The following is a 26228-nucleotide window of genomic DNA, read 5'->3' as shown; positions in this document are numbered from 1 at the left end:
GCTTCTTCGCTCCCTGCGGCGACCGGTCCTCACGGATCTCGAACACTGCAACCCCTGAACAACTTCAGGTGTTGCAACGATCCCTAGAACCCAAGGGCGTGCGCCGGGGGCCTTTCACGGGTGCTTCAGAACCGCGAGGCTCAGGCCTCGTCCACCAGCATGTTGCGGGTGCGGTTCGGGTCGACCGGGATGCCGGGGCCCATCGTCGTGGAGACGGTGACCTTCTTGACGTACCGGCCCTTGGCCGCGGACGGCTTGGCGCGGAGCACCTCGTCCAGAGCCGCGGCGTAGTTCTCGACCAGCTTCTCGGGGTCGAACGACACCTTGCCGATCACGAAGTGCAGGTTGGCCTGCTTGTCGACGCGGAAGTTGATCTTACCGCCCTTGATGTCGTTCACCGCCTTCGCGACCTCGGGGGTCACGGTGCCGGTCTTGGGGTTCGGCATCAGGCCACGCGGGCCGAGGATGCGGGCGATGCGGCCGACCTTCGCCATCTGGTCGGGGGTCGCGATCGCGGCGTCGAAGTCGAGCCAGCCACCCTGGATGCGCTCGATGAGGTCTTCGGCGCCGACGGCGTCCGCACCGGCGGCCTCGGCCTCTGCGGCCTTGTCACCGGTTGCGAAGACGATCACGCGGGCGGTCTTGCCCGTACCGTGCGGCAGGTTCACGGTGCCGCGGACCATCTGGTCGGCCTTGCGGGGGTCGACGCCGAGGCGAATCGCGACCTCGACGGTCGAGTCCAGCTTCACCTTGGACGTTTCCTTGGCGAGCTTGGCGGCCTCCAGCGGCGAGTACAGCCGCTCCCGGTCCACCAGCTCGGCTGCGGCCTTGTAGGCCTTGCTGCGCTTCATGACTCTGTCCTAACCGTGGATCAGTCGTGGTGAATGAGCCGCGCTCGGCTCTCCCACGCTTGCGAAAGAGAAAGATCAGCCTTCGACCGTGATGCCCATGGAACGGGCGGTGCCGGCGATGATCTTCGCGGCCTGGTCGACGTCGTTCGCGTTCAGGTCGACCATCTTGGTCTGCGCGATCTGGCGCACCTGCTCCATGGTCACCTTGGCGACCTTGACGCGGTGCGGCTCGCCCGATCCCTTGTCGACGCCGGCGGCGGCGAGGATGAGGCGCGCGGCCGGCGGGGTCTTCAGCTTGAAGTCGAACGAGCGGTCTTCGTAGACCGAGATCTCGACCGGCACGACCTGACCGCGCTGCGACTCGGTCGCGGCGTTGTAGGCCTTGCAGAACTCCATGATGTTGACGCCGTGCTGACCAAGCGCGGGACCGACGGGCGGCGCCGGGTTGGCGGCACCAGCCTTGATCTGCAGCTTGATGATCGCTGACAGCTTCTTCTTCTTGGGTGGCATGTCCGTACTTCCTGTTATTGCGGTGTCCGCGCGCGGCCCTGCCAGCCGCAGCGTGGCCGATTGGTTCCTCTTTCGAGGGAACCGCTCAGATCTTGGAGACCTGGCTGAACGACAGCTCGACCGGCGTCTCCCGGCCGAAGATCGACACCAGGACCTTCAGCTTCTGGCCGTCCGCGTTGACCTCGCTGATCGTGGCGGGCAGCGTGGCGAACGGGCCGTCCATGACGGTGACCGACTCGCCCACCTCGAAGTCGACCTCGATGGTCGGCTTCGGCGCGGTGGTGGAGGCGGCCTTCTTGCCCTCTGCCGGCTTCTGCTCGCCCTGCGGGAGCAGGAACTTCAGCACCTCGTCGATCGTGAGGGGCGAGGGCTTGGAGGTGGCCCCGACGAACCCGGTCACGCCCGGCGTGTTGCGGACGGCGCTCCAGGACGCGTCGGTGAGCTCCATGCGGACCAGGATGTAGCCGGGCAGCACCTTGCGCTGCACCAGCTTGCGCTGGCCGTTCTTGATCTCGGTGACCTCTTCGGTCGGCACCTCGACCTGGAAGATGTAGTCCTCCATGTCGAGCGTGTGGATGCGGGTCTCGAGGTTGGCCTTGACCTTGTTCTCGTAACCGGCGTACGAGTGCACGACGTACCAGTCGCCGGGCGCGTGGCGCAGGGCCTGGCGCAGCTCTTCGGCGGGGTCGGCGATCTCTTCGTCGATCGGGGTCTCGTCGATGGCGAGGACGTCGACGTCCTCGGCCTCGTCTTCGTCGGCCTCGTCCGCGACGTCGGCGTCAGCGGCGTCCTCGGAGTCCACAGCCTCCGACTCGACCGTCTCGTCGGCCGCGGTGTCCTCGGACACCTCGTCGTCGATGAGGTCGGTCTTCTCCTGGGCGTCAACGCCGTTGTCGGAGCTCACTGTGGATCTCGCTTCCTGGTTGCAGCGGCAGCTGTCCGGCTCAGCCGAACAACTCGAAAACAGCCGCGCCGAAGCCGAGGTCGAGAGCCCACACCAGCGCGACCATCACGACCACGAACACCAGGACTACGCCGGTGTACGTGACGAGCTGCTTGCGCGTCGGCCAGATCACCTTGCGGAGTTCGCTGATGACCTCGCGGATGTAGCGGAAGAACCGCCCGATCAGCGAGGGGCCCTTCTCCTGTCCATCACGGGTCTTCGTCGGGCGACCCTTCTTGGCGTCGTCGTCCGAGTCGTCGGACTTGACGGCGCTCTTCTTCGACTCAGCGCTGCTGCCGTCCTTGCGGGCGGCCGGGCGAGAGGAGGCACGACGTTCACGCCGCGCCGCAGCAGTGGACGGCCGGACAGCGCCTTCGCGCTCCTCCGGCTGGTCCTGCTCGCGGCCCTCGCTCATGCCGTCCTCCACTCCACCCATGACGCTTCGACAGCAGGGGCGACAGGACTTGAACCTGCAACCTGCGGTTTTGGAGACCGCTGCTCTGCCAGTTGAGCTACGCCCCTTCGGGATCTGCGAGAGATCCCCTGGCCACGCAGGAAGTGTACGGGAGCCTGCCCCGTCCATTCCAACCAGACCGCCCAAGCATCTGTCGAGCGGCCTGTCGCACACCCTACCCACACGAGTGCCGAGAAGACGAATCAGGGTCGGGCAACCGCGGCGGCGGTGTGACCAGAACCTCCCGTGAGCACGGCAAACACCGCCGGACCGGGTGGCCCGGCGGTGTCGTTGATCACATCGTCAGCCCACGCGCACGCGAGCGAACGCGCCCGTCAACACCGACTTGCCGTCAAAAGCCGCGTTGATGTTGACCTTCACAGTTCCGTCGCCGAGGTCCTTGGTGACCTTCGCGGTCACCTCGACCAGCGCACCCTCGTCGTCGTTGGGCACCACGACCGGCCGGCCGAAGCGGCAGCCGTACTCGACGATCGCACCGGGGTCGCCGATCCACTCCGCGACGATCCGCGACGCCACGGCCATCGTGAGCATGCCGTGGGCGATGACGTCGGGCAGGCCGACGTCCTTCGCGGTCTTCTCGTTCCAGTGGATGGGGTTGAAGTCCAGCGAGGCGCCCGCGTAGCGCACCAGGTCGGCGCGCGTGAGGCGGACGGACAGGGCCGGCAGCACGGTCCCGACTTCGTGGCTCACGCGTCTTCTCCCCTCACGACGAGCATCGACCTGGCGGTGGTGACCGGCTCGCCCTCGGCCGTGCTGATCTCGGTCCGGACGGTCACCATGTCGTTGCCCATGCGGGCCACGATGCCGTCGATGTGCGCCACGCACACGAGCTGGTCGCCCGCGGTGATGGGCCGGTGGTGGACGAAGTTCTGGTCGCCGTGCACGACCCGGCTGTAGTCGAGCTGCAGCTCCGGGTCGAACATGACCGTCTCGTTGGTCTTCATCGACACCACGATCGCGAACGTCGGCGGCGCGATGACGTCCCCGTACCCCAGCGCCTTCGCCGCTTCCGCGTCGCGATGAGCCGGGCTGTCGGCACCGATCGCGTCGGCGAACTCGCGGATCTTCTCGCGGCTCACGTCGTACGGCTGCGACGGCGGATAACTACGTCCGATGAAGGCGGGGTCCAGAGGCACCGAATGAGCCTATATGCGGCGAGGCCCGCCCCACGGTGTGGGACGGGCCTCGCCGAAAGACTCGCTACGCGCTCAGCGGGTTTCCTTGTGCGCGCGGTGCGTCTTGCAGTTCGGGCAGAACTTCTTGACCTCCAGGCGGTCCGGGTCGTTGCGCCGGTTCTTCCTGGTGATGTAGTTCCGGTGCTTGCACTCCTCGCACGCGAGGGTGATCTTCGGGCGTACGTCGGTTGCAGCCACGGTCCTTGCCTTCCTGAGAGCACGCGAACCCCGGACAACCCAGTGCGGGCTTACCGCCTGGCGGGGATGGGCAGCGAGGGTGCTGCCCGGGGGTCTGGGGGCTCGGCCCCCAAAATCATGGCGGAGTGAGGACGGCTGGCGCTCTCCGCCAGCACACCTCACCCACTCACGTAGCGGTGGCCGGACTTGAACCGGCGACACAGCGATTATGAGCCGCTTGCTCTACCAACTGAGCTACACCGCTTTAACACACCACAGCCGCGATGCTCAGCACCGCGGCCAGTAGTGGAGCCCCTTTACGGAATCGAACCGTAGACCTTCTCCTTACCATGGAGACGCTCTGCCGACTGAGCTAAAGGGGCTTGCTCTTTCGTTCTTGCCGAGCGAGGAGAACTCTACAACACCCGTCCACCAAGAACGAAATCCGGGGGTCCCTTCAGTGGACCAAGGTGAGCACCGTCTCATCGCGAGCACCCCTGACCTGCACCGTTCGTGCCCGCAGCCACGCCTCGAAGCGATCTTCGGAGAGCGGCCGGGAGATCAGGTACCCCTGCGCGACGTCACAGCCCATGCCGACCAGCTGGTCACGTGCGGCGTCGTCCTCCACGCCCTCGGCGACCACGACGAGACCGAGCGAGTGACCGAGCTCGACGATCGAGCGCACCACGGCCATGTCGCCGAGGTCGGTGCCCATGCCGAGCACGAACGACTTGTCGATCTTCACCTCGTCCACCGGCAGCTGGCGCAGGTAGGCCAGCGAGGAGTAGCCGGTGCCGAAGTCGTCGACCGCCAGCACGACGCCGATCGCGTGCAGGCGCCGCAGCACCGGCAGGGCGCGCTCGGGGTCGGCCATGACGCCGGACTCGGTGAGCTCGAAGGTCAGCAGGCCGGAGGGCACGTCGTGGCGTTCCAGCGCGGCCGCCACGCGGTTGGGGAAGTCCTCGTCGCCCAGCGTCCGCACGGACAGGTTGACCGCGATGGACATCCGCAGCCCGCGGTCGAGCCAGCGGCGCACCCGTTCCAGGGCGCGGTCCATCACGAAGTCCGTCAGCACGTCCACCAGGCCGGTGGCCTCGACGGCCGGCACGAACTCGTCCGGGTCGACGCGGCCGAACTCGGGGTGCGTCCAGCGCACCAGCGCCTCCGCGCCCACGACCTGGCGTGAGGGCAGGGCGACCTTCGGCTGGTAGTGCACGGAGATCTGCCCGGTCTCGACGGCCTGGCGGAACTGCGTCACGAGCTGGAAGCGGCGCAGGAAGATCTGGCCCATGCTCGGTGCGTAGGCCCGCACCGGCGTTCCCTCCGTCGTGGCGCGCACGGCGACGTCCGCCCGCTGCAGCAACGCGTCGGGGTCGGGGTCCTCGGTCTCGGAGTCCGCTTTGGACGCGTAGCCCACGACGGCGGAGGCCTCGACGGTCAGCCGGTCGACGGGGTACGGCACGGACAGGCCCGCGCGGAGCCGGTCGGCGATCTCGTGGGCCGTGGCCGCCCGCTCGTCGTCGAAGAACGCCGCGAACGCGCCGCCCTCCAGTCGGGCCAGCGGCACGTCGGCGCCCAGCGCGTCGCGCAGCCTGCGCCCGGCGGCGACGACCATGCGGTTGCCCCAGGCCTGGCCGAGCGCGTCGGAGACCGTCGACAGGACGTCGAGGTCGATGCGCAGCACCACGCCCCTCTTCGACTCGCGCAGCGGTTCGGCGCAGGCCTCGCGGAAGCCCGCGCGGTTGAGCAGGCCGGTCAGCGGGTCGTGGTAGGCGTCGTGGCGCAGGCGGGCGAGCAGCCGCCGGTTGTCCACGGCGGTCGCGAGGTGGGAGGCGAGGGTGCGCAGCAGCTGGATGTCGGCCTTGCCGAAGCCGCGCCACCGGGAGAGCCGGTCGTGCGCCTCGACCGCGCCGAGCAGCTGGGTCGCGCCGCGCAACGGCACCACCAGCGCTTCCTGCACGTCGCGGCGCAGCAGGGCCTCGGTGACGTCCTCGGTCGCGTCGGCCACGCGGTAGTAGCGGACGTGCGTGCCGGGCAACTGCAGGACCGGGTCCTCGCGCACGGCCCGCGGGTCCGTGGTGGTCATCTCCTCCGGCAGCGGTTCGCCGGCGACGAGGGTGATCATGGCTTCCTGCGGGTCGGTGCGCAGGCGCAGCACGACCCGGTTGGCGTTGAGCTGCTCGCGGATGCGTTCCGCGATGAGCTGCCACTCGTCCTCTTCGACGTTCGCGGTGAGGTCGTCGTCGGGCTGGCGCGGGCCGGTGCCGTGCTGGCCCGACCGCGCGACGCGGAGGCTGACCTCGCTCAGCGCCTCCAGGTCGCGCTGTTCGCGCAGCAGCCCGGAGTAGGCGAGGTAGGTGGCGATGATCCCGGCGAGCACCAGGACGATCAGCAGGCCGCCCCACTGCGTGGTCGAGACGATCTGGTAGCCGACGAGGCCGGCCGAGGTGTTGAGCAGCGCCACGACGAGCGTCTGGAGCACGAGGCGGAGGCTGTTGCCCACCCGCATCGACTTGCCCATGAGCCGCAGGGCGCAGAGGCCCAGGACGCTCGCGAGCAGCGGCACCGTGATCGTGCCGACGAACGCGCCCGCCCAGAACGGCCCGCCCTCGCCGACCACCCGGTTCACCACGGCCGCCGCGGCGAACGCGATGGAGATCTCCATGAACATCAGGCCCGCGTTGTAGACGGCGCGGTCCAGGATCCGCCTGCCCAGCAGCGTGCCCACGCCCGCGACTACGTGCGCGGCGAGGACGATCTCGAACGGGGCCACCAGCAGGCCGAGCACCAGCGGGATCTCGGTGAAGGAGATGGTCCAGGCGACGCCGCTGCGGACGTCGACGTTGATCGCGAGCTGCTCGGCCAGCAGGAAGCCGACGACGAGCAGCGGGCCGATCCAGAAGAGGGAGGTGTGCTCCTCCTCGGGGAGCCAGGCCGCGACCATGCCCGCGCACACGACGCCGGCCACCAGGAGGGTGACGGCGAACGCGCTGAACGCGCGGTTGGTCGACTTGGCCGACCAGGCGGCCGAGTTCGACACGGGGGCCGACGCTCGGTCGGACATCCAGCCTCCTCGTCGGCCTGGGGTGGGGACGCTCAGGCGTGACTGAGGGGTCCCGTACTTGATGATCAGGACCCCTCCAGGGGCACCAGAGTACCCCGCTCGGGGGACGAAATGGCAGGTCGAGCACCCCGCGTGACGCCTGTTCACCCAGACGTGGCTAGTCGGTCAGACGCCCCTGGAGCACCGTCACGGCCTGCCCGGAGAGCAGCACCCGATCTTGGGCGAGAGCAGCCCTGACGAACCCGCCGCGCGCCGACGCCTGCTCCGCCAGCAGGTCAGCGCGCTGCAACCGGGGCACCCAGTAGGACGCGAGCGTGCAGTGCGCCGATCCGGTGACGGGGTCCTCCGGGATGCCGACGGCCGGGTAGAAGCACCGGCTGACGATGTCCGCCTCGCCATCGCCGACCGCCGTGACGATCACTCCACGTGACGACATCTGTGCCAGTCCTTGGACGTCGGGCCGCAGGGAACGGACCTCCTCCGCGCTGCCGAGCTCGATCAGGTAGTCGAAGCGGCCGACCGCGACGGACTTGATCGCCGCATGTGGGAGCGCCTCCACTAGTCCGACTGGCGGGTCAGTCAACTTCGGCGGATCGGCCGGGAAGTCCATCCGGATCCACCCGTTGTCCGGTACGCAGGTGAGCACACCGCTACGCGTGGTGAACCTCTGCTCGCCGCCGAGCACGTGTGCGGTGGCCAGCGTGGCGTGCCCGCAGAGGTCGACCTCGACCTCCGGGGTGAACCAGCGCAGGTGGTTGTCGGGGGTGACGAAGGCCGTCTCGGCGTGCTTCATCTCGGCGGCGACGTGCTGCATCCACACGTCGTCGCGCGGTTCGGTCAGGAGGACGACCCCGGCCGGGTTGCCCGCGAAGCGCTTGTCGGTGAACGAGTCCACCACGAATATCTCCACCGGACCGACCCTGCCAGGTAGAAGTGGCCGGTGGACGACGACTTCTCCTTCACCGAGACGGACCCCGGCTCGATCGGGGCGACCTGGGGGCCGCTGCGGGTGCACCGGCTGCACTGGCGGCCCGGCTGCGACCTGCCCGCGTTGCTCGACGAGTGGGAGCCCCGGCTCACCGGTCTCGACGACCCCGACACCGCGGCGCTCGTGACCGTGCCGAGCCACGAGACGGCGACCGCGGCGCCGTTGCTGCACCACGGCTTCGCCCCGCTCACGGTGGTCGCGGAACGCCTCGCCGGGCGGACCGCCCCTGCGCGGCCCTCGACCGTCGCGGTGCGCCCCGCGACCCGCGCCGACCTGGACGTCGCGGTCGAGCTGAACCTGCACACGGTCCGGTACGACGCCGAGTTCGGCATGGTCACCGTGCGCGCGAACGGCGCGGAGCACCTGCGGGCGGCGCTGGCCGAGGTGCTCGACCGCGACCACGAGGCGATGTGGCTCGCGGTCCACGGCGGCACGCCCGTCGGGATGGTCTACGTGGACCTGCCGCGGCACGCGGGGTGGATGGACCGGTTCGCCGAGCAGCGGCCGTTCGCCTACCTCGGCCACCTCGGCGTGCGACCCGACGCCCGCGGCAGCGGCGCCGGCAGCGCCCTCGTCGCGCACGCCCACGCGGTACTGGACGGGGCGGGCGTGGCGTCGACGTTGCTGCACCACGCGCTGCCGAACCCGCGCTCGACGCCGTTCTGGTACTCGCACGGCTACCGGCCGCGCTGGACGACGTGGGTGCGCCGGCCCGCGCTGAGGTCCTCCCCCGGCGTGTCGCCGTGACCCGAACGGCCTACTGGGTCAAGCTCACGGCGTTCGCAACCGTGAAGAACCCGGACCGACCCGTACTTGTGGAACGAATGCGGACTCTTTTCGACAAAGGGACAAGTGGACCGGACACCACACCTGGGGGTCGAGATGGAGCTCAGCGGAAGAGCCCGCGCGATGCTGAAGGCTGTCGAGGCAGGCAGGGCCGAGGTGACGGGCGGCTCGGAACCGGAGCTGTACGTCGACGGCCTGCCGTGCTGCGACCAGACGGCGACGCACGACCTCGTCCACGCGGGACTGCTGCGCGCGGCCGAACCGGCCCGGTTCGAGCACCGCGTGTGCGCCGAGCTGACCGAGGACGGACGCGCCGCGCTCGCGGCGAGTTGATCGCCTGATGATCGAACATTTGTTCGACATGAGGTATGCTGCGCCGTGAGGCCGGCACGCAAGGGAGAGGAAGCTCTTGCGCGCCGGCCTCGCTCTTCGAGGCGCCGGATCAGCCGGCTTTCTGCTGGGTGCCGACGTTCATGCGGTTCCACAGGTTGATCGCGCCGATCACGAGCATGAGCCCGGCCAGCTGCTCCTCGTCGAAGTGCTCCGCGGCCCCGTTCCACACCTCGTCGCTGACGTGCACGTGCGTCACCTGCTCGGCCAGCGCGAACGCCGCCTTCTCCGCGTCGGTGTAGTACGGCACGTCCCGCCACCCCGCGATCGCCCAGATCTTCTGGTCCTCGACGCCCGCCTCGCGCAGCAGCCTGGTGTGGTGGTCGATGCAGGCCCCGCAGCCGTTCATGATGCTGACCCGCAGGCAGATCAGCTCCGCGAGGTCCTTGTCGACCCCGGTGGTCGCGGCCGCCTCGGACAACGCCAGCAGCGCCTGCATCGCACCGGGAACGCTCAGCACCGGGTTGGCAATCCTCATGGTTCGTTCTCCTGTCTTCGTCGCCTGTGCCCTGTTGACCCGGCGGGCGGCGAACGTGTGACAGGCCGGCGCGAGAACTTTTCCTCAGGCGCTGACGCCCTGGCCGAGACCACCGTCGACGGCGAGCTCCGCCCCGGTCGTGAAGGTCGCGTCGAACGCGAGGAACAGCACGGCTTTCGCCACCTCGTCGGACGTGCCGTGCCGCTTGAGCGGCGTGATCCGGTCGCCTTCGTCCTTGAACTGCTGGACGACCTCGTCCGGCACACCGGTCACGCCCATCGACGGGGTGTCGATGAACCCGGGGCTGACGACGTTGACCCTGACCCGCGGCGCCAGCTCCGCCGCGAGCCCCCTGGCGAACGCCCTGACCGCGGCCTTGGCCCCGGCGTAGACGCTCAGCCCCGGCGACCCCAGCACCGTGGCGACGCTGGTGGTGAAGACGATCGAGCCACCCTCGACGACCAGCGGCGCGAGCAGCTGGGCGGTGAAGAAGGCGCCCTTCGTGTTCACGTCGAACGTCGTGTCGTAGTCGGCCTCACCGGTCTGCGCGAACGGCGTCAGCGTGGAGAAGCCGACGTTGACGAAGAGCAGGTCGATCGTGCCGAACCGGCGCCTCGCCTCGTCCCTGAGCCGTGCGATGTCGCCGAGGTTCGCGGCGTCCATCGAGAGGCCGTGCTCGACGTCGTCGGCCTTGCGCCCGGTCAGCAGCACCTCGGCGCCTTGTTCGAGCAGCCTGTCCACGACCGCGCGCCCCATGCCGTGCGTGCCGCCGGTGACGACGGCCTTCTTCCCCTGGTACCTCACCTGATCACCTCGATGACGCTCGCGATGCTGTGCGTGCCGTGCCCCTGCTCCTGCGCGCGCCGGTACAGGTCGTGCAACGCCTGCGGCAGCGCGGTGTCGAGCCCCTGCTCCCGGTTGGCCTCGGTGAGCATGCGCAGCCCGGCCACGTTGATGTCCAAAGCGGACACCTCGGTCTCGTAGCTCCGGTGCCGCGTCTCCTCCCCCATCTCCGGCAGCATCCCGGCGAGCTCGCGCAACCAGTCCGCGACCATCGGCGTGAACTGCTCGGGCGTGACCCCCTCGGCACCCGTGAGCGCGAGCGCCTGCAGGTAACCCGCGAACGTGGACCACATGACCCCGAGCAACCCGAGGTCGTACAGCGCGGCCAGCCCGGCGTCCGCCCCCACGTGCACCGGCTCGCCGAACGCGTCCAGCACGTGGTGTTCCTCGTTGCCGCTGAAGAAGATCCGCGCACCCGGCGTCCCGATCTGCTGCGGCACGGCCATGATCACGCCGTCGACGTACTCGACCCCGTTGTCCGACGCCCACCGCGCGGTGGCCCGCGCCTCCTCCGGCGTGCCGCTGGTGAGGTTGACCAGCGTCCTGATGTTCTTGCTGAGCAACGGCTGCTGCACCGCGTAGGAGGTCAGGCACGTCACCACGACGTCCGCCTCGAACGCTTCCTCGGTCGTGCGCACCCTCGTCGTGCCGGCCGGCGTTGGTTTGTCCGCCGACCTGTTCCACACCGTCACGTCGTAGCCCTTTTTGACCAGGGCGCAGGCGAGCGCACTGCCCATGCGGCCGAGGCCGAGCACGCTCACCGATTTCTTGGTCCCCATGGCCGAAATCGTCGTGCCGACACTGACAGAACGACAAGTACCTACTATTTTGTCAGGTACCCACCTTTTGGTAAGGATCGAGCATGAAGCCACGAACGTACTCGTGCGGCCTCGACGCGGCCATCGACGTGATCGGCGGCCGCTGGAAGGCCCTGATCCTCTGGGCCCTGCACCACGGCCCGATGCGCACCGGCGAACTGCGCCGCTCGGTGTCCGGCATCAGCGAGAAGATGCTCATCCAGGTGCTGCGCGAGCTGGAGGCGGACCGGATCGTGCACCGCGAGGTGTTCCACGAGGTCCCACCCCGCGTCGAGTACTCGCTGACGCCGCAGGGCACGCGGCTGAACGACGCACTGCTGCCGTTGGGCGACTGGGGCGAGGAGAACATGACCGACATCGCGCGCCGCCGCGGCGTCGAGCCGGCTCCGCGGCACGGGTGAGCGTTCGGACTCAGTCCCGATCGGACGAACTGAGCCGGAAAACGACGAGGGGTCCCTGTCCGCAGACAGAGACCCCTGGCGTCGAGTGGCGGGTAGAGGATTCGAACCTCTGTAGCTTTCGCGACGGATTTACAGTCCGCTCCCATTGGCCGCTCGGGCAACCCGCCCCACACCGTCGTAACGGTGCGGTGGGAACAATACATAACCCCGTCGGGCGGCCTCAAATCGGGGTCCCCCAGTAGCATCGGTGCAGCACGAAGACCCCGAGATCGTTGAGGAGTGAAGTCGTGGCGGACCCGTCGTTCGACGTGGTGAGCAAGGTGGACCGGCAGGAGGTCGACAACGCGCTCAACCAGGCGGCCAAGGAGCTGAGCACGCGCTTCGACTTCCGGGGCACCGGCACCACGGTGGCCTGGGCCGGCGAGGAGGCGATCACCTTCACCTCCGAGACCGAGGAGCGCTGCAAGGCGGCCATCGACGTCTTCCAGGAGAAGCTGGTCAAGCGCAACATCTCGATGAAGGCGTTCGAGGTGGGCGAGCCGGCGATCTCCGGGAAGGTGTTCAAGGTCACGGGGAACCTCGTGCAGGGCATCTCGTCGGAGAAGGCCAAGGAGATCGCCAAGAAGATCCGCGACGAGGCGCCCAAGGGCGTGCAGGCGCAGATCCAGGGCGACCAGCTGCGCGTGTCCGGCAAGAAGAAGGACCACCTGCAGGACGTCATCGCCCTGTTGAAGGGCTCGGACTTCGGCATCGCGCTCCAGTTCACCAACTACCGGTGAAGGGCATCGTCCTCGCCGGTGGCAGCGGGACGCGCCTGCACCCGATCACGCAGGCCGTCTCGAAGCAGCTGCTGCCGGTCTACGACAAGCCGATGATCTACTACCCGCTGTCGGTGCTGATGCTGGCCGGCATCCGGGAGGTGCTGATCATCTCCACGCCGGTCGACCTGCCGCTGTTCCGGCGGTTGCTGGGCGACGGGTCGCAGTGGGGCATGCGCTTCGAGTACGCCGAGCAGGCGGCGCCGAACGGGCTGGCCGAGGCGTTCGTCATCGGCGCGGACTTCGTCGGGAACGACGACGTGGCGCTGGTGCTGGGCGACAACATCTTCTACGGCCAGGGCTTCTCCACCACCCTGCAGCAGCACGCGTCCTCTTTGGACGGCTGCGTGCTGTTCGGGTACCAGGTGAAGGACCCCGAGCGGTACGGCGTGGGCGAGGTCGACGCGTTCGGGCGGCTCATCTCCATCGAGGAGAAGCCCCGGCACCCGAAGTCGAACCGGGCGATCACCGGGCTCTACTTCTACGACAACGGTGTGCTCGACATCGCGGCGAACCTCAAGCCGTCGGCGCGGGGCGAGCTGGAGATCACCGACGTCAACCTGCGCTACCTGCGCGAGGGGCGGGCGCAGCTGGTGGAGCTCAGCCGCGGGTTCGCGTGGCTCGACACCGGCACGCACGACTCGATGCTGGAGGCCGGGCAGTTCGTGCAGGTGCTGGAGCACCGCACGGGCGTGCGCATCGCGTGTCCCGAGGAGATCGCGCTGCGCATGGGCTTCATCTCCGCGCAGGAGTGCTACGCGCTCGGCGAGAAGCTCGGCAAGTCGGGCTACGGCGAGTACCTGATGGCCGTGGCGCAGACCTCGCGCTAGCGCCGCGCCATCTCCTCGAGCCTGCGGACGCGGTCGGCGATCGGCGGGTGGGACGAGAACCACCGCGCGAACTGCTCCCCGGGCCGGAAGGGGTTCGCGATCATCAGGTGGCTCTGCGACACCACCTCCGGCTCCGGCGCGAGCGGCGCCGCCCGCGTCCCGAGATCGATCTTGCGCAGGGCGCTCGCCAGCGCCAGCGGGTCGCCGGTGAGCTCCGCGCCGGACTGGTCGGCCTGGAACTCGCGGGACCGGCTCACGGCCAGCTGCACGACGGTCGCGGCGACCGGGCCGAGCAGCGCGATCAGCAGCAGGCCGAGCGGGCCGGGGCCGTCGTCGTCACCGTCGCCGCCGCCGAAGATCCCGGCGAACAGGGCCAGGTTCGCGAGCATGGTGATCACGCCCGCCAGCGCGCCGGCGACGCAGCTGATCAGGATGTCGCGGTTGTACACGTGGGCGAGCTCGTGGCCCAGCACCGCGCGCAGCTCGCGTTCGTCGAGCAGCTCCAGGATGCCGGTCGTGCAGCAGACGGCGGCGTTGCGCGGGTTGCGGCCGGTCGCGAACGCGTTCGGTGCCACCGTCGGGCTCAGGTAGAGCCGCGGCATCGGCTGCTTGGCCTTCTGCGACAGCTCGCGCACGATCGCGAACATGACCGGCTGCTCCACCTGCGACACGGGCCTGGCCCGCATCGCGCGCAGGGCGAGCTTGTCCGAGTTGAAGTACGCGTAGGCGTTCACGCCCAAGGCCAGCAGCAGGCCGATGACCAGTGCCGTGCGGCCGAACAGGCTGCTGATCACGATGATCAGCGCGCTCATCCCGCCGAGCAGCAAGGCCGTCTTCAACCCGTTGATGTGCTTGTGCACGGTTGCGCCTCCGGGTTCCTCACGTCCTACCCCTCAACGAACCCGGTCGCCTCCCGGTTCCGGTGGCCGTCTCCGGCGCCGGTTCCGCGGCCGGGTCCAGCGCGGGCGGCGGTGGCACCTGGTCGACCCACGTGGCCAGCACGTCCCGTTCGTGCACCAGCTCCGCCACGGCGCCGTCGCCGTCGAGCGACCCGGTGCCCGGATAGCCGAACTCCGGTGCCCAGTGCAGGGCGTCGAACGGGCACACCTCGACGCAGATGCCGCAGTAGAGACACTGGCCGTAGTCGATCGCGAACCGGTCGAGCACGTTGCGGCTGCGCGGGCGGGCGCTGCCGGCCTGCTGCTCGACCTCGGTGTGCGACGTGATGTGGATGCACCAGTCGGGGCACTCGCGCGCGCAGATCATGCAGACCGTGCAGTTGGCCTCCAGCAGCGCGATGACGCCCCTCGTGCGCGGCGGGAGGCTGTTGCCGTTCTCCGGCCCGGTCATGGCGTGCTCTCCTCTTCACGGCGCGGGCCCCACGACGGGTCCGGCACTCCGGGCGGTGCGGTGCGGCGGCGGCTGGGCGCGCTGGTGTTGTCCTCGCCCGGCTCCAGCCGGCCCGGCCACGGGCGCACGACCCTGGAGGCCAGCACGAAGTCCTTGCGCAGCGGGTGGCCTTGGAAGCTGTCGGGCAGCAGCAGGCGGTCGCCGGGCGTGGTGAGCACGATGCCGAACATCTCCGCGGCCTCGCGCTCGTGCCACTCGGCGCCGCGCCAGAGGTGGGCGACGCTCGGCAGCGGGTCGTCCTGGCCGACCTCGGTGCGCAGCATGACGCCTTCGCGCGTGCTCGGGTCGATGACGTGCAGGAACACGGCGTGGCGCCGGCCGACGGCACCGGGCCGGCCCGCGTCCTCGACGCCGAGCCAGTCGAACATCGCGAAGCCCGCGGCGTGGTGTTCGGTGGCGGTGGTGAGCCAGTCGGCGAGCTCGACGTGGTGGACCGTCTGCCCGAACGCGGTCTTGGGGGTGGTCGTCACGCGTTCACCAGCCGGTGCAGCGCCCTGAGGCCTTCGAGCAGCGCCTCCGGGCGCGGCGGGCAGCCGGGGACGGCGACGTGGACCGGCAACGCCTGGTCGATGCCCTTGGTGACGCTGTAGGAGTCCCAGTACGGGCCGCCGGTGTTGCTGCAGGCACCCACGGAGATCACGTACCTGGGTTCCGGCATGGCCTCGTAACTGCGGAGCACAGCGGGCAACATGACGTCCGTGACGGTGCCGGAGACGACGAGCACGTGCGCCTCGCCCGCGCCGTCGACCGGCGTCACGCCGAGGCCGGGGAGGCGGTCGAGCGCTGCCATCACCTCTACCCCGCAGCAGGCGAGTCCGAGTTCGAGCACGGTGACCTGGTAGGTGGTGCCCCATTCCAGGCGAGCGGAAGCCGTCACAACCAGCGAGGGTAATACTTGGGGGCCCGCCGGCTTGCGCCTGGCGGACCCCCACCCCCCAATGATTCCCCCCGGAATCGGCTCCCACGCGTGGTCGCCGCGGATAGTTTTGTACACCGCCAGATAAGTGTCCAGGGATTTACCGGCAGAATCTGCAGATTATCTGTCTGCGAACTGCGGTCAAGTTCAGTTCAACTGATCGGTAGAACACCAGAGAGGGTTCCGATGTCCGGCTCGTCCCAGTTGGTGCTGCCCACCAGCACCTCGCTGCACCGTCTGCTGAACATGCCCGGTGCTCTCCTGGACACCACGATGGACCAGCTCAGGACGCTGTTGACGGTGCACGAGACCCGGTCGGCCCTGCGCGCGGCACGGGCGCTGGGACGTGAGCAGTCGAGCGTGCAGAAGCAGCTGGACACGTTGAACAGGAACTTCCGGGAACTGTGCGGTGAACCGCTGGTGGTGAAGCAGGGACGCGGAAGGGACGTGCTGTTCACGCCCACCGGTGAGTCGCTCGTCGAAATGGCGCGGGAGACGCTCGCGGACTGGCTCGACGGAATTCACGAGTGCCGCCGCAAGCTCGGGACGACCGTCACCGTCGGCACCACGCGATACATGCTGGACACGCTCGCGAAGGCGTGGCACCACGTCGCCGACGAGTTCCGCGAGCGCGACGTGGACCTCAAGGTCGTGCACATCCGTACCAAGGACATCTGGACGAAGCTGGAGACCCGCGAGGTCGACGTGGTGTGCGGCAGCGTCGTGACGCGGGCGGGCGCCGGCTGGGAGCGGCCGGAGTTCGACGTGATCGAGTGGCGGCGCGGCGGCCTGGCGCTGCTGACGAACCTGCCGGACGCGGTCGTCGGCGAACGGGTGCGGGTGCCGCAGCTGCGGTCCCTGCCGCTGGTGGTGCCGGGAGCGGGGTTGATCGCGGAGTTCCTGCGCGGCTGGTTCGGCCCCGACTACCGGCAGAGCATCGACATCGCCGCGGAGATCGACGAGATCCAGTACGGCATCTCGCTGCTGCGCTCGAACCTCGTCCAGGGAGCCATGATCGTGACGTCCGGTTTGGGTGTGGTGGCGTCGAACAACGAGCTGCGGGAGGGAGGCGGCCTCCGGGTCGTCGAGCTCGCAGATGACTCGCTGGAGCGGCTCGTCGGCGTTTTCGCCCGAACGGACGAACTGTCGAAGCACCCGGCCGATCACCCGCTCAACCTGCTGTGGGCGGCCTTCACAGCAGAAGCGCCCCGGCCGTAGCCGAGGCGCTCCCGGGGTCCTGCGGGTGCTGCGCTACTGCGTCTTCGCGGGTGTCATGGCGTCGTGCTCAGGCCTGCGGGGCTCGACTTTGGGACGGTGCTGGGCCTTGGCCATCTTGGCCAGCCAGCTCGTCGCCTCCGAGCGGATCTTCGCCAGCTCGGTGTCGGGTGCCTGTTGCTCGTTCATCGGCCACTCCCTGCGTTCGGGGGATCGCTTCGATGGGAGCACTACCGGGCGTGCGCCCGCTAGGGCCGCCATGCTTGTGGGTGAACTCTGTTGACAGCATCGCCCGCCGATGGGGTTCCCGCACCCCGGGGCGACCGTTCTCAGTACCCCAGGTACCCGCCGCCCAGGTTCATGTTGACCAGACCCGGGTGGTTGTGGAAGCCGCCGTAGCGCGCGTAGGTGTAGCGGACACCGGCGATGATGTTGTCGACCGGCGCCAGGATGTTGTCGTACCCCGGCAGCTTGTACGCGCGGAACGTCGGGTCGATGCACTGCATGAGCCCCTTGGACGGGGTGCCGCGCAGCGCGTTGGAGTCCCAGTTGTTGACGGCGTTCGGGTTGCCGTTCGACTCCTTCATGATGATCGTGTAGATCTCGTCGAGGCTGCTGTTGTCGATGTTGGTGCCGTTGGCCTGCAGGACCTTGATGGCTTCCTTGATCCAGCCCTCGACCTCGCGCTGCTTGGCCGGCTTGCGCATCTCGGCCTGGAGCTCCGCCTCGACGCGAGCCGCCTCCACCCGCTGCGCGTGCGCGTCCTTGGCGATCTTGCTCGCCTGCTCGAACGTCTGCATCGCGTACATCTGCTGGAACTGCAGCAGGCGCCCGACCTCACCGCCGGGGTTGACGTCGTGCACGGTCTTCAAGGCCTGCTGCGTCTGCGGAGCCGCCCCGAGCTCGGCCGCACCCGCGGCGAGGTCGGTGGAGGAGCCACTGGTGGCCGCGTTGGCGATGGCGGCCGTGCCGGCGGCGACACCCGCCGCGACGACGATGGCGCTCACGCGGTGGGCGAGCGGGACCTTGTCGTCCTCGGCGCGGTGGGAACCGGGCTTCACTTCTGCTTTGGGCACGACCGTGTACACGGTTCGGCCGGCGGCCTTGCTGTGCCGGGCCAAGGGGGAGCCTCCTGCGTCGGGGAGCTTGGTCTCCGGCGTTCCCGGCGGGGGATTCCGGGCGGACCCGCGGAACCCGTCGAGCTGCGGTTCCCGTGTCCTGCCAGTGACCAAACCGTTATCGGCGGGCGAGAACGTAACCTCGCGTCACGAGCACAGGCAAGCCTGGGCACCCGTTCGGTGACTCTCGTCACGTTTCCGATGACTTGGGCGATCCGTTGCTAACACACAGTCAGCAGTGCTGTGAATGCTTCCGTGATGTGTTCATCGTTGCCTCCTGACGAACCGGCAGAGCTGTCTGCCGGCTCGGTGCTCGCTTGGCACACAGTTCTGATGAGAGGTACGGAAGCGTGGCCGCCGCGGTTCACGGCCGGTTGTTCTGGCGCCTCTGCTCCAGCGCCTTGAGCACCCAGTCCGCGCTGTCGCTCGGCCCGCTGTTGAATGCGATGGCCGCGTCCGGCTGGAGCCAGTGCACGAGGTTCACCACCTGCTGGAACACCTCCAGCAGCTCCGGCTGCTTGCGGATGCCGCCACCGACGACCACGCAGTCGTACCGCTTGACCTTGAGCCGGTCGGCGATCCCGGCCAGCGCGGCGTCGCCGAGCTGGGCGAAGTCGACGAGGTGGAGGTCCTCGGCGAGACCGAGCTCGGCCGCGAGCCTGCTGCCCTGCTCGATGGCCGCGGCGACGGCGTCCGGGTCGTAGCCGGGGATGGTGTGCGGGTCGAAGCCGATGACGAGAACGGTGGGCACCCGCCGGAGGCTACTGCCGTTCGGTGGCCCTCGGCACCGTTGACGAGGGCCACCGGCTCAGGACGCGGGTGCAACCTCGAAGCCCGCGATGCCGACCCTCATGCCGAGGAGCCACATCAGCGCGGTGGCCGCGCCCAACAACACCGCAACGCCGAGCGCGAGCGTGAGCAGGCGCAGCAGCAGTGACCAGCTGGACGTGTGGTGGCGGATCGTGGACCAGAGGTTCTCGGCGGGTCCTTCGCTTCGGCGAGAACAGGCGTGCTGGCCGGCAGGCGCGACCGACCGTTCGTCGTCCGCGTGGTTCTGGGCGGCGAACCGACTGGCTAACGTCACTTGTCGCAAGCTCCTTCGCGTGTGGGGTGGTTTCAGCCCGGCGAAGGTGATCGAACGGCTCCCTCTGGCCAGGGAGCCGTTCCTCTTCTTAGGCGTGTGCCTCCGGGCGATGGCCAGCGTATGGAGCCGAAGGGTGCGCATACGGCCGTTGGTCGTTGAGCGGCACCGTCCACACGGCGGGCTGCAGGAGCGTTAACGAGCGGGTAGTCGCGTTGATCGAACTCCATGGGCCTTTGAAGGCCTTCCCGCGCCGTTGAAGGGTTGTCCACAGGCGGTAGGAGCTCGCAGGGCTGCGATGAGCGGCTGGTCGACGGTGCACGTTGCCTGCGGGAGAAAATCTGTGGTGACGGAGGTAGACATCCTCGGTCCGATGTGGGTAGCATTCTCCTCGTCGAACAAGAGGTCCAGGGCACGGGAGATGACGAACTGCCCGTGAGATGTGCAAGAAGGCAGTCGGCGAAAGCGAAACCGGCATGTGCATGAGGTCCGGTGCCGGCAGCCACGTGAGAGTGAAAGAGCAGTAATCAGAGGAGAAGGGAAGGGTTGCACCCCATCGGATCGCCCGCCTTCGGCTGAACTCGGCCGGACGGGTACCGCAGTTCCATCAGATTGGAAGGTGGTCTTCGGTTACGCACACGCGATCCCCGCAGTGCCCGCTTCTGACAGGGGCCGTGCGGACAGAGCAAGTCGATCTCACGGTCGGCTAGGTGGAAGTGAAACCCAACAACCCTGGGGCCCCGGTGCTACGGCATCGGGGCCCCTCGTGATGCGGAGGCGCGATGACCCCTGGCACAGATGAATCAACTGCGGAGAACCCGCAGACGACAGCCGAGAAGTTCGACGACGAGCACTACCCCGCCTACACGATGGGCCGGGCCGCGGAACTGCTGAACACCTCGGCGAACTTCCTGCGCAGCCTGGACGAGGCGAAGCTCATCGAGCCCCAGCGTTCGGCCGGCGGCCACCGCCGGTACAGCCGCTACCAACTGCGCCTCGCGGCCCGCGTCCGCGCCTTGGTCGACCAGGGCACGGGCTTGGACGCGGCCTGCCGCATCGTGACGCTGGAGGACCAGCTCGCCGAAGCCCAGGCGATCAACGCCCGGCACACCGCTCCGGTGCCGCACCAGGAGGCCCGCCCGCCGCTGCGTGGCGCGTAGGCCCGCACAAAGCAGATCTGCGCTGGCGAAAACCCTGCTCCAAGTCGTCCGACCAGCGCAGATCCACTGCTCCGCCGCTCCGGCTCAGGCGGCTTCCAGGACGAAGAACAGGAAGCTCAGGAAGGCCCCGCCCGGGAACTCCGCCATCTCGTCGGGGAACAGCTCATGGGCCTCCGGTGCCGGAGGCGGCTCGCTGATGACGGCCGTGCGGAAGCCCGCCGCGGTGAAGGCGTCGGTCATGGCGTGCAGCGGCCGGTGCCAGTAGGTGAGCGTGGCCTTCTGGCCGTTGAAGTCGTACTCGTCGGTCCACTTGGTGGTCGCGAAGTAGTCGGTCTTGCGATCCAGGATCTTGAGCATGATGGGGTGGTTGACGGCCACGATCAGCCGCCCACCGGGCTTCAACACCCGCCGCAGCTCGGCCAGCGGTGCGGACCAGTCCTCCAGGTAGTGCAGGACCAGGGCGGCGACGCAGTCGTCGAACGCGCCGTCGGGGTACGGCAGCGGCTGGCTGATGTCGGCGACCCGCAGGTCCGCGTCGTCGCCGAGGCGCTGCCGCGCCAACTCCACCATCTTCGCGCTGCGGTCGAAGCCGACCACGGCGGCACCCCTGTCGCGCAGCACCTTCGAGATCGGGCCGGAGCCGCACCCGGCGTCCAGGATCCGCCGGCCGGTCACGTCACCGGCCAGGTTCACGATCGCGGGCCGGGTGTAGTGGGCGTTGAGGAGGCTGGTCTCGTTCACGGCCGTGTAGTTCTCGGCGAAGAGGTCGTAGTCGTTCTCCACCGGTGCGGGGGTGGGGCTGTTGGGATCGGCAGGCATGGTTCCCATACTGCCGAGATGTCGATCACCGTGTCGGAGCGGTAGTTCGCCCGGAAACGGATCTGCGCTGGTCGAAGGCCCGGTTCGGGAGCTCCTGCCAGCACAGATCGTGATGGTCGCGTGGGCGAGGTCAGCCGCGCAGTTCCATCGTGCGGAGTTCCCGCGCTTCGGCTGGCACTGCCGTGACCTGCAGCGGATGTGCGACCTGGGCATGATCACCGACGGGCGTTCCACACATGTTCCAGTGAACACCGCCCGGCCGACCGGCGCAGCGAAGCGGATGCCGGGCGGGCCGGGACGGATGGCCGGCGGCTTAGGCAAGGTTCGAGGGCAAGCCTGTGGGCTGGTCGACGCCGTCAAGGCGTTGAGCTGTCCACAGGTGCGGCAGCCGAGCGCCCGCACCACTGACCAAGTGACCATATGCGCGCTCGTAGGAACGAGAGCACATGTGCTGAGAAGGTCAGACGGGACGCCGTTGAATCAGAGCTACGTTAGGCGCTTACCATGAGCAGCTTTCATGAATTCCAACCTAGCCTGAACCAAATTATCCCTGGAGACATGCACATCACGAATCGCCCCATCCCGGCGCCCTTCCAGCTCCCATTCGTCCGGAATTCTATACCTCTTCCCGTCGTATTTACCGCCTCGATCATCAGGGAAATAGTTGGCATGAGTGGCGACGAAAAATTCTTCCAGTCGCAACTTTAAGACCCTGAACTTCTCAGCAACGTACGGGTCGTGATAGTCCAGCGGATCACTATTCCACTTTCTGTACACCCGATCTAGAGCATCCAAACGAACGCTGGATGCCATGTGCGGAACAAAATCTTCTACTAGCCATTTCCCGAGGACGCTATCGGGACCGAAAAGCTCAGCGAAGGACGCATAGCGAGCAATGTCTTGACTTATAGGCCCTGCCGCCAGTGCCTCAACTTCAGCCTCATGCGTCGCACGGAGACGCCGAAGCTCATCCTCCTGCGCTTCCTTCAGTAGCCTAATTTGGTACTGATGCTGCTCATCCTGCACACGACGCTCATTGAAGTGCGTCTCTTGAAGTCGGTGCAGTTCACTTTTATGAGACTCCTCATTGCTCCACGCAGCCGCTTTGGCCTCGTCTCGTGCGCTTCGAAGCGCCACTTCAAGATCCTTGACCAAGCTTTGGTTCCAGAGCCAGCCGTTTGCAGCCACAAGGGCCGCTAGAAAAAGGATAGAAACGGCAAAGATGACGGTCCGAGGATTGCCGCTCACCCATCTAGCCGGCGAGTCCGACAGGAGGGCCGGAACGGTGGCAAGGAGGTCGGCTGAGAATGCAATCATTCCGAGCATCGGAGACTCAATGAAGCGCTTGATTGGGCCAGCTTCAGCCACCTGGTTCTCCATCCTTATAGGAGGTTTAGAGCGACGGCGCCCTCGGCTGACGCGTTTGCCACGATTCCGATGCGCGGGGGGCCGATCTACGTTAGCTCCCTTCGGAGCTACAGGCTCGCCTTCAGTTCAACTCGCGGCGCCTGTGGGGCCGTTCGGTCGCTGTCCCGTCCGGTCGGGGTAGGCCCTACCTCCCCGTCGCCGGGCGCGGGTGGGTGGCCGAAGGCCGGGCCCCGCCCGCTTGCCCGAGCGACATAGGAACGGGGCCGTGAAGCCCCTGCCGGACGGGATGAGCCAGTGCGACCGAGCGGCCCCGCAGGGGCCGCCTTGAGGAAGAAAAGAAACTTTGAACACGGTCGCCGTGAGGCACCCCCAGACTGCTACAACCCACTATGCTTGTCGCCCGACTCCTCGCGAACAAACGAGCCAAGATGACAATAACGTGGACATCGATAAAAAAATTCATACGCATTCGAAGCAGGGCATGGCGTTATACGAAGCGTAGATACTCTCTGCTAAGAAAGATCCGCGCGCAACATCACCTCCGATGGAAGATGATCCTGCAACCGATCAATGAAATTGCACCAGAAGACCGGTCGGTCGAGCTTGAAACGGTGCGGAAGGACGTGATTCGCAGCGTACGAGTGGGCGCAATTGGCGGACTCATAGATCGCCAGGCTCGCAATATTCGCACAATTATGGGAACTTTTATTATTATTGGACTGCTGATATTTGGTGCGACCATAATCTCCAGGGCGAGTCCAGAACTGCCTAACTGGAAGGACAACGCCATTGTATACGGATGCAATCTCCTTATCCTTCTGGCGGTCATTCTGGGTGGAAAGATACAATCCCCTACACTCCGGGTGCCCATCACAATAGGATTGCTTTTGGCAATTTCCGGCTCCTTCCTATTGCTAGCTTTGAAATCTGGAAGATCAGTTCCGGTAGTGCTCGGAGCAGGAATCGCTGGTGATGCGACTGCAGTAGCCTTTACGCAGTCATTTTGGTTCCCGATCTACGGAGCCATTGGAATAGTTGGACTACAGGCAATTTGGAGCGTCCAGCACAGAAAGTACGTAAAGAAGGCACTTGCTCCAAATGCACTGTCGGTTGCACGAAGCGAGCTCTTCTTTGGCATATTCCTGCTGACGGCCATAAACGACCAAATCCGTCGGCTGCTGCCGCAACTTCTCCCATTCACCCTAACTCGATGCGCAGAAGCCGTGCGCGTAGGACTCAGCAGAAATCTAGGCAGCCTGGCATACTCTTCTTCAGAGAAGAATATAATCCAGCTTCGCTGCGAAGGCGCGGCCAGAGTACTAGATTCATACCGAATTTGGATGCTACTGCCAAATCAGCAATCCTACTCAGACCTTAAAGGTAAATTGGCCGAGACCCTGTTGACACTGATCAACGAGCATTACGACGACCTTCCCATGCCAGATGACCAAGCAAGCATTAGTCGCCCATGGGTCAAGATCCGACATTGGGCAAAGTCCGCAGTCATCGGACTTTCGCCTACCGCGCTACTCCTTGGCTACAATTACCTTGGCACACCACTACCAGCAACTGTATATGGTGCAACCCTTTTAGCGTGCCTCGTTTGGGCAGGAGCAACTTTGCTCATTGCGTTTGACCCGCTCGCGAAGGAACGCGCAGCACTGACAGCCGATATTTTTTCTATTCTTCGACAAGGTGGACCGAAGACCTAGGGCAGTTTCGAAGATGAGTTCAACCTGGGCGACATTGCTGGTAGCAGCGCCCCGGACACATCCATGAAGTCCCGAATAGCTGGAGTTCCGGCATGGCTACGCAGTCGAACGCGAAGATCTGAAACTGCTTCGACCGAGCGAGAGGATTTCACTGTAGCTGCCAGTTTTGCGGCAGCCATTCCTGCGGACGCTGCGGCTTCGAGGTCATGTGAGTCGATCGCCGCACGAGCTAGCGCAGCCTGCGCCATAGATCCGCGGCGCGCCCGGTTCTGTCGCTCGGACTCAGCAATGGACAGCCCTGCGAAGTGCGCGGCCTCGTCGGGGCGCTCCAGGTCGCGGAACGTGTGAGCGTGCTCGCCGTTGAGGTACGCGGGGTCGATGAACCGCGCCCACTCCGGCTCGTTCTCCACAGAGACGTTCTCGAACGTCGTCTCGGACAGGTGCACGCTCCTCGCAGCAGCCTTCCCGTCGCCCATCGCCGCTTCGGCGCGGGCCTGGAGCGCGTAGAGGTCAGCGAGGCACGCGGTCGAGTTGCCCTTGGCGAGCAGCCCTGCGCGTCCAGCTTTAGCGAGTTGCACCGCCTGCTCCGGCTCGCCGGTTAGCGTGGCTTGGTCAGAAAGGCCGGCCAGAACGTGAGCGCCAAGGTCCGGGCTTCCCGCGGCTTCCGCCAGGCGGAGCGACTGAATCAGGTAGCGCTGGGCCAACGCGTGCTCACCGTTGTCGAACGCCATCCACCCCAGCAGGTACAGCTGTTCCGCGGCTGCCTCGTAGAGCGCGGCGCCGTTTGGCGTCTCTGGGTCGTTCGACTTCAGCAGCGGCACCACGTGCGAAGTCAGGTAGGACGCGAGCTGCTCGCGGGCATGGCCACCGCCGCGCATCACGTCGAGCTCCTGGAAGACACCGAAGGTTCGGCGGATCGCCTGGACCTGCTCGGTGCTGATCTTGCCGGTGGCCGTGGTCGCCTCGTCCAGAGTGGCGAGCAACCAGTCTCGGCTTGGTGCGACCGATGCGGCGACGGAGAACAACGCGCTGGACAGAAAGGTGCGGCGCTCCATGTCGTGCCTCCCAAGCTCGTCTACGACTTCCACCGTAGTCGGGAGAGAGGCCGCGTAGGCAAGACCAAGGTCGGAAAGTGATTTCCTCTGCGGCGCTTGGGTTTCCGCATCGCGATAACCCGCACGGAACCACCGGTGCTCGTGCGGCACGCGCAGGGCGTTGCACCAGCGCTCAAGGCGTTCGAGATCGGTGACCGGCCGGCGTCCGCGCTCGATGACGCTGACCTGGCCCTGGGTGATGTCGAGCCACGCCGCAAGGGTCGATTGCGGCAACGTCGGGCTGTGGGCCTGGCGGTACGCGCGGAAGAGCTGACCGATGTTGAAGGTCCGCAGGGCGTCCTGGATCGACGTCTGAAGCCAGAACTCTGGCCGTTGGACCGGCGCGTGGGTGGCGTGGGCGGCTTCGCAGCGGCCGCACAAGGTGCCCTTGCGATCGCTCGCCAAGATCGTGTCGCAGGTGTGGCAGTGTAGTGACTAATCAGGTTGTTGACGGCGTGTCGGGTTGAACATGGGAGGACCTCCGGGCGGAGTGGATGTGTCTGACGCATCCCATCGGCACACGGAGGTCCTCGCGTGCACAGTAACGCCCGCACCACGATCCATGCCCGCAGGCTGATCGTGACCCGCCGCGCGGCCGGGTGGTCACCGGCGTGCATCGCCGAGCAGCTCGGTATCTCCCGTGCCACCGTGCACAAGTGGCTGGCCCGCTACCGGTGTGAGGGCGACGCGGGTCTGGCCGATCGCAGCTCGCGTCCGCACCGCAGCCCGGCCCGCACACCGGTCGAGGTCGAGGACCGCATCCTGGCCGTGCGGCGGGAGACGCGGCG

The 26228-nt window shown here is 67.2% G+C and carries 32 protein-coding genes and 4 tRNA genes; 9 read left to right on the top strand and 27 right to left on the bottom strand.

Annotated features, from left to right (window positions below):
• Positions 1-140: 140 nt before the first annotated feature.
• The 12 genes from rplA to AB0A63_RS39965 form a co-directional block, all read right to left on the bottom strand.
• The gene (gene rplA, locus AB0A63_RS40020) at positions 141-851 is read right to left on the bottom strand and encodes a 50S ribosomal protein L1 (RefSeq protein ID WP_360401883.1); all 711 of its coding nucleotides are present in this window, start codon (positions 849-851) and stop codon (positions 141-143) included.
• A gap of 75 nt (positions 852-926) precedes the next feature.
• Entirely contained in the window at positions 927-1361 is a 435-nt protein-coding gene (rplK, locus tag AB0A63_RS40015) for a 50S ribosomal protein L11 (RefSeq protein ID WP_360401880.1), read from the bottom strand.
• 85 nt (positions 1362-1446) lie between these two features.
• The gene (gene nusG, locus AB0A63_RS40010) at positions 1447-2265 is read right to left on the bottom strand and encodes a transcription termination/antitermination protein NusG (RefSeq protein WP_360401877.1); all 819 of its coding nucleotides are present in this window, start codon (positions 2263-2265) and stop codon (positions 1447-1449) included.
• Between the two features lie 40 nt (positions 2266-2305).
• Positions 2306-2719, bottom strand: a complete 414-nt coding sequence (gene secE / locus AB0A63_RS40005; RefSeq protein ID WP_360401874.1) for a preprotein translocase subunit SecE — start codon at positions 2717-2719, stop codon at positions 2306-2308.
• A 34-nt stretch (positions 2720-2753) separates the two neighbouring features.
• A tRNA-Trp gene (locus tag AB0A63_RS40000) sits at positions 2754-2826 on the bottom strand.
• Between the two features lie 235 nt (positions 2827-3061).
• Complete coding sequence (locus AB0A63_RS39995) at positions 3062-3469, bottom strand: MaoC/PaaZ C-terminal domain-containing protein (RefSeq protein ID WP_360401871.1); 408 nt, start codon at positions 3467-3469, stop codon at positions 3062-3064.
• Positions 3466-3915 carry a MaoC family dehydratase N-terminal domain-containing protein gene (locus tag AB0A63_RS39990; protein ID WP_360401868.1) on the bottom strand — a complete coding sequence of 150 codons (450 nt, stop codon included), beginning with the start codon at positions 3913-3915 and terminating at the stop codon, positions 3466-3468. The genes AB0A63_RS39995 and AB0A63_RS39990 overlap by 4 nt, the downstream gene beginning before the upstream one ends.
• A gap of 72 nt (positions 3916-3987) precedes the next feature.
• Positions 3988-4152, bottom strand: coding sequence for a 50S ribosomal protein L33 (gene rpmG / locus AB0A63_RS39985; RefSeq protein WP_053733184.1), 165 nt, complete (start codon positions 4150-4152; stop codon positions 3988-3990).
• A gap of 171 nt (positions 4153-4323) precedes the next feature.
• Positions 4324-4396: transfer RNA gene (locus AB0A63_RS39980), tRNA-Met, on the bottom strand.
• Positions 4397-4438: 42 nt separating this feature from the next.
• Positions 4439-4514 (bottom strand) — tRNA-Thr (locus AB0A63_RS39975).
• A gap of 74 nt (positions 4515-4588) precedes the next feature.
• The gene (locus tag AB0A63_RS39970; RefSeq protein WP_360401865.1) at positions 4589-7195 is read right to left on the bottom strand and encodes an EAL domain-containing protein; all 2607 of its coding nucleotides are present in this window, start codon (positions 7193-7195) and stop codon (positions 4589-4591) included.
• A 157-nt stretch (positions 7196-7352) separates the two neighbouring features.
• A complete protein-coding gene (locus AB0A63_RS39965; protein WP_360401862.1) occupies positions 7353-8105 on the bottom strand; it encodes a PhzF family phenazine biosynthesis protein in 753 nt (250 codons plus the stop codon).
• Between the two features lie 30 nt (positions 8106-8135).
• Between AB0A63_RS39965 and AB0A63_RS39960 the strand changes: the two genes are divergently transcribed.
• Both AB0A63_RS39960 and AB0A63_RS39955 read left to right on the top strand, forming a co-directional pair.
• Entirely contained in the window at positions 8136-8930 is a 795-nt protein-coding gene (locus AB0A63_RS39960) for a GNAT family N-acetyltransferase (protein ID WP_360401859.1), read from the top strand.
• 162 nt (positions 8931-9092) lie between these two features.
• Positions 9093-9302 carry a hypothetical protein gene (locus AB0A63_RS39955; protein ID WP_360401856.1) on the top strand — a complete coding sequence of 70 codons (210 nt, stop codon included), beginning with the start codon at positions 9093-9095 and terminating at the stop codon, positions 9300-9302.
• A gap of 109 nt (positions 9303-9411) precedes the next feature.
• Here the strand turns inward: AB0A63_RS39955 and AB0A63_RS39950 are convergent, their stop codons facing one another.
• The 3 genes from AB0A63_RS39950 to AB0A63_RS39940 all read right to left on the bottom strand — a co-directional run bounded on the left by AB0A63_RS39950 (position 9412) and on the right by AB0A63_RS39940 (position 11459).
• Positions 9412-9837 (bottom strand): carboxymuconolactone decarboxylase family protein, encoded by a 426-nt coding sequence (locus tag AB0A63_RS39950; protein ID WP_360401853.1) that lies wholly within the window; start codon positions 9835-9837, stop codon positions 9412-9414.
• An 84-nt stretch (positions 9838-9921) separates the two neighbouring features.
• Positions 9922-10641, bottom strand: coding sequence for an SDR family oxidoreductase (locus tag AB0A63_RS39945; RefSeq protein ID WP_360401850.1), 720 nt, complete (start codon positions 10639-10641; stop codon positions 9922-9924).
• A complete protein-coding gene (locus tag AB0A63_RS39940) occupies positions 10638-11459 on the bottom strand; it encodes an NAD(P)-binding domain-containing protein (RefSeq protein ID WP_360401847.1) in 822 nt (273 codons plus the stop codon). Before AB0A63_RS39940 ends, AB0A63_RS39945 begins: the two co-directional genes overlap by 4 nt.
• 83 nt (positions 11460-11542) lie before the next feature.
• Between AB0A63_RS39940 and AB0A63_RS39935 the strand changes: the two genes are divergently transcribed.
• Positions 11543-11899: a helix-turn-helix domain-containing protein gene (locus AB0A63_RS39935; protein WP_360401844.1), complete on the top strand. Its 357-nt coding sequence runs from the start codon at positions 11543-11545 to the stop codon at positions 11897-11899.
• 86 nt (positions 11900-11985) lie between these two features.
• On the opposite strand, the gene AB0A63_RS39930 is transcribed toward AB0A63_RS39935, so the two are convergent.
• A tRNA-Tyr gene (locus AB0A63_RS39930) sits at positions 11986-12066 on the bottom strand.
• A gap of 120 nt (positions 12067-12186) precedes the next feature.
• Here AB0A63_RS39930 and AB0A63_RS39925 point away from each other — a divergent pair.
• Complete coding sequence (locus AB0A63_RS39925; protein WP_065915931.1) at positions 12187-12678, top strand: YajQ family cyclic di-GMP-binding protein; 492 nt, start codon at positions 12187-12189, stop codon at positions 12676-12678.
• Complete coding sequence (gene rfbA, locus AB0A63_RS39920) at positions 12675-13547, top strand: glucose-1-phosphate thymidylyltransferase RfbA (protein ID WP_360401840.1); 873 nt, start codon at positions 12675-12677, stop codon at positions 13545-13547. Before AB0A63_RS39925 ends, rfbA begins: the two co-directional genes overlap by 4 nt.
• Here the strand turns inward: rfbA and htpX are convergent.
• The 4 genes from htpX to nuoB are packed head-to-tail and all read right to left on the bottom strand — an operon-like array spanning position 13544 to position 15834.
• Positions 13544-14407: a zinc metalloprotease HtpX gene (htpX, locus tag AB0A63_RS39915; protein WP_360401837.1), complete on the bottom strand. Its 864-nt coding sequence runs from the start codon at positions 14405-14407 to the stop codon at positions 13544-13546. The genes rfbA and htpX overlap by 4 nt on opposite strands.
• Before the next feature lie 19 nt (positions 14408-14426).
• Positions 14427-14897, bottom strand: coding sequence for a 4Fe-4S binding protein (locus AB0A63_RS39910; RefSeq protein ID WP_360401834.1), 471 nt, complete (start codon positions 14895-14897; stop codon positions 14427-14429).
• On the bottom strand, positions 14894-15427 hold the full coding sequence (locus AB0A63_RS39905; RefSeq protein ID WP_360401831.1) for an NADH-quinone oxidoreductase subunit C: 534 nt from the start codon (positions 15425-15427) through the stop codon (positions 14894-14896). The genes AB0A63_RS39910 and AB0A63_RS39905 overlap by 4 nt, the downstream gene beginning before the upstream one ends.
• Positions 15424-15834, bottom strand: a complete 411-nt coding sequence (nuoB, locus tag AB0A63_RS39900) for an NADH-quinone oxidoreductase subunit NuoB (RefSeq protein ID WP_360401828.1) — start codon at positions 15832-15834, stop codon at positions 15424-15426. The genes AB0A63_RS39905 and nuoB overlap by 4 nt, the downstream gene beginning before the upstream one ends.
• A gap of 225 nt (positions 15835-16059) precedes the next feature.
• Here nuoB and AB0A63_RS39895 point away from each other — a divergent pair, with 225 nt between their 5' ends.
• A complete protein-coding gene (locus AB0A63_RS39895; protein ID WP_360401825.1) occupies positions 16060-17091 on the top strand; it encodes a LysR family transcriptional regulator in 1032 nt (343 codons plus the stop codon).
• Between the two features lie 33 nt (positions 17092-17124).
• Here AB0A63_RS39895 and AB0A63_RS39890 read toward each other — a convergent pair whose 3' ends face one another.
• From AB0A63_RS39890 to AB0A63_RS39875, 4 genes are all read right to left on the bottom strand, one after another.
• A complete protein-coding gene (locus tag AB0A63_RS39890; RefSeq protein WP_360401822.1) occupies positions 17125-17277 on the bottom strand; it encodes a hypothetical protein in 153 nt (50 codons plus the stop codon).
• Between the two features lie 140 nt (positions 17278-17417).
• The gene (locus AB0A63_RS39885; RefSeq protein WP_360401819.1) at positions 17418-18164 is read right to left on the bottom strand and encodes a transglycosylase SLT domain-containing protein; all 747 of its coding nucleotides are present in this window, start codon (positions 18162-18164) and stop codon (positions 17418-17420) included.
• A 406-nt stretch (positions 18165-18570) separates the two neighbouring features.
• A complete protein-coding gene (locus AB0A63_RS39880) occupies positions 18571-18957 on the bottom strand; it encodes a hypothetical protein (protein ID WP_360401816.1) in 387 nt (128 codons plus the stop codon).
• Positions 18958-19014: 57 nt separating this feature from the next.
• On the bottom strand, positions 19015-19290 hold the full coding sequence (locus AB0A63_RS39875; protein ID WP_360401813.1) for a hypothetical protein: 276 nt from the start codon (positions 19288-19290) through the stop codon (positions 19015-19017).
• A 779-nt stretch (positions 19291-20069) separates the two neighbouring features.
• Here AB0A63_RS39875 and AB0A63_RS39870 point away from each other — a divergent pair.
• Positions 20070-20447, top strand: a complete 378-nt coding sequence (locus AB0A63_RS39870) for a MerR family transcriptional regulator (protein ID WP_360401810.1) — start codon at positions 20070-20072, stop codon at positions 20445-20447.
• A gap of 84 nt (positions 20448-20531) precedes the next feature.
• Here AB0A63_RS39870 and AB0A63_RS39865 read toward each other — a convergent pair whose 3' ends face one another.
• Both AB0A63_RS39865 and AB0A63_RS39860 read right to left on the bottom strand, forming a co-directional pair.
• Positions 20532-21266, bottom strand: coding sequence for a class I SAM-dependent methyltransferase (locus AB0A63_RS39865; RefSeq protein ID WP_360401807.1), 735 nt, complete (start codon positions 21264-21266; stop codon positions 20532-20534).
• Positions 21267-21752: 486 nt separating this feature from the next.
• A complete protein-coding gene (locus AB0A63_RS39860; RefSeq protein WP_360401804.1) occupies positions 21753-22634 on the bottom strand; it encodes a hypothetical protein in 882 nt (293 codons plus the stop codon).
• A gap of 551 nt (positions 22635-23185) precedes the next feature.
• Between AB0A63_RS39860 and AB0A63_RS39855 the strand changes: the two genes are divergently transcribed.
• Positions 23186-24346 (top strand): hypothetical protein, encoded by a 1161-nt coding sequence (locus tag AB0A63_RS39855; protein WP_360401801.1) that lies wholly within the window; start codon positions 23186-23188, stop codon positions 24344-24346.
• On the opposite strand, the gene AB0A63_RS39850 is transcribed toward AB0A63_RS39855, so the two are convergent.
• Positions 24343-25845 carry a helix-turn-helix transcriptional regulator gene (locus AB0A63_RS39850; protein ID WP_360401798.1) on the bottom strand — a complete coding sequence of 501 codons (1503 nt, stop codon included), beginning with the start codon at positions 25843-25845 and terminating at the stop codon, positions 24343-24345. The genes AB0A63_RS39855 and AB0A63_RS39850 overlap by 4 nt on opposite strands.
• Before the next feature lie 129 nt (positions 25846-25974).
• Here AB0A63_RS39850 and AB0A63_RS39845 point away from each other — a divergent pair.
• A partial coding sequence (locus AB0A63_RS39845) for a leucine zipper domain-containing protein (protein WP_360401795.1) occupies positions 25975-26228 on the top strand: 254 nt, incomplete at its 3' end.

The sequence above is a fragment of the Lentzea sp. NPDC042327 genome, from assembly GCF_040647275.1.
GTDB lineage: Bacteria > Actinomycetota > Actinomycetes > Mycobacteriales > Pseudonocardiaceae > Lentzea.
This window is presented reverse-complemented; position numbering and strand designations above follow the sequence as displayed.

Bases quoted from the DNA above. Each gene is read 5' to 3' on its own strand.
- AB0A63_RS39855 (WP_360401801.1), top strand. From the start codon at position 23,186: ATGATCCTGCAACCGATCAATGAAATTGCACCAGAAGACCGGTCGGTC.
- AB0A63_RS39890 (WP_360401822.1), bottom strand. From the start codon at position 17,277: ATGAACGAGCAACAGGCACCCGACACCGAGCTGGCGAAGATCCGCTCG.
- rplA (WP_360401883.1), bottom strand. From the start codon at position 851: ATGAAGCGCAGCAAGGCCTACAAGGCCGCAGCCGAGCTGGTGGACCGG.
- AB0A63_RS39935 (WP_360401844.1), top strand. From the start codon at position 11,543: ATGAAGCCACGAACGTACTCGTGCGGCCTCGACGCGGCCATCGACGTG.
- AB0A63_RS39955 (WP_360401856.1), top strand. From the start codon at position 9,093: ATGCTGAAGGCTGTCGAGGCAGGCAGGGCCGAGGTGACGGGCGGCTCG.
- AB0A63_RS39970 (WP_360401865.1), bottom strand. From the start codon at position 7,195: ATGTCCGACCGAGCGTCGGCCCCCGTGTCGAACTCGGCCGCCTGGTCG.
- rplK (WP_360401880.1), bottom strand. From the start codon at position 1,361: ATGCCACCCAAGAAGAAGAAGCTGTCAGCGATCATCAAGCTGCAGATC.
- AB0A63_RS39865 (WP_360401807.1), bottom strand. From the start codon at position 21,266: ATGCCTGCCGATCCCAACAGCCCCACCCCCGCACCGGTGGAGAACGAC.
- AB0A63_RS39870 (WP_360401810.1), top strand. From the start codon at position 20,070: ATGACCCCTGGCACAGATGAATCAACTGCGGAGAACCCGCAGACGACA.
- secE (WP_360401874.1), bottom strand. From the start codon at position 2,719: ATGAGCGAGGGCCGCGAGCAGGACCAGCCGGAGGAGCGCGAAGGCGCT.
- AB0A63_RS39895 (WP_360401825.1), top strand. From the start codon at position 16,060: ATGTCCGGCTCGTCCCAGTTGGTGCTGCCCACCAGCACCTCGCTGCAC.
- AB0A63_RS39950 (WP_360401853.1), bottom strand. From the start codon at position 9,837: ATGAGGATTGCCAACCCGGTGCTGAGCGTTCCCGGTGCGATGCAGGCG.
- AB0A63_RS39940 (WP_360401847.1), bottom strand. From the start codon at position 11,459: ATGGGGACCAAGAAATCGGTGAGCGTGCTCGGCCTCGGCCGCATGGGC.
- AB0A63_RS39910 (WP_360401834.1), bottom strand. From the start codon at position 14,897: ATGACCGGGCCGGAGAACGGCAACAGCCTCCCGCCGCGCACGAGGGGC.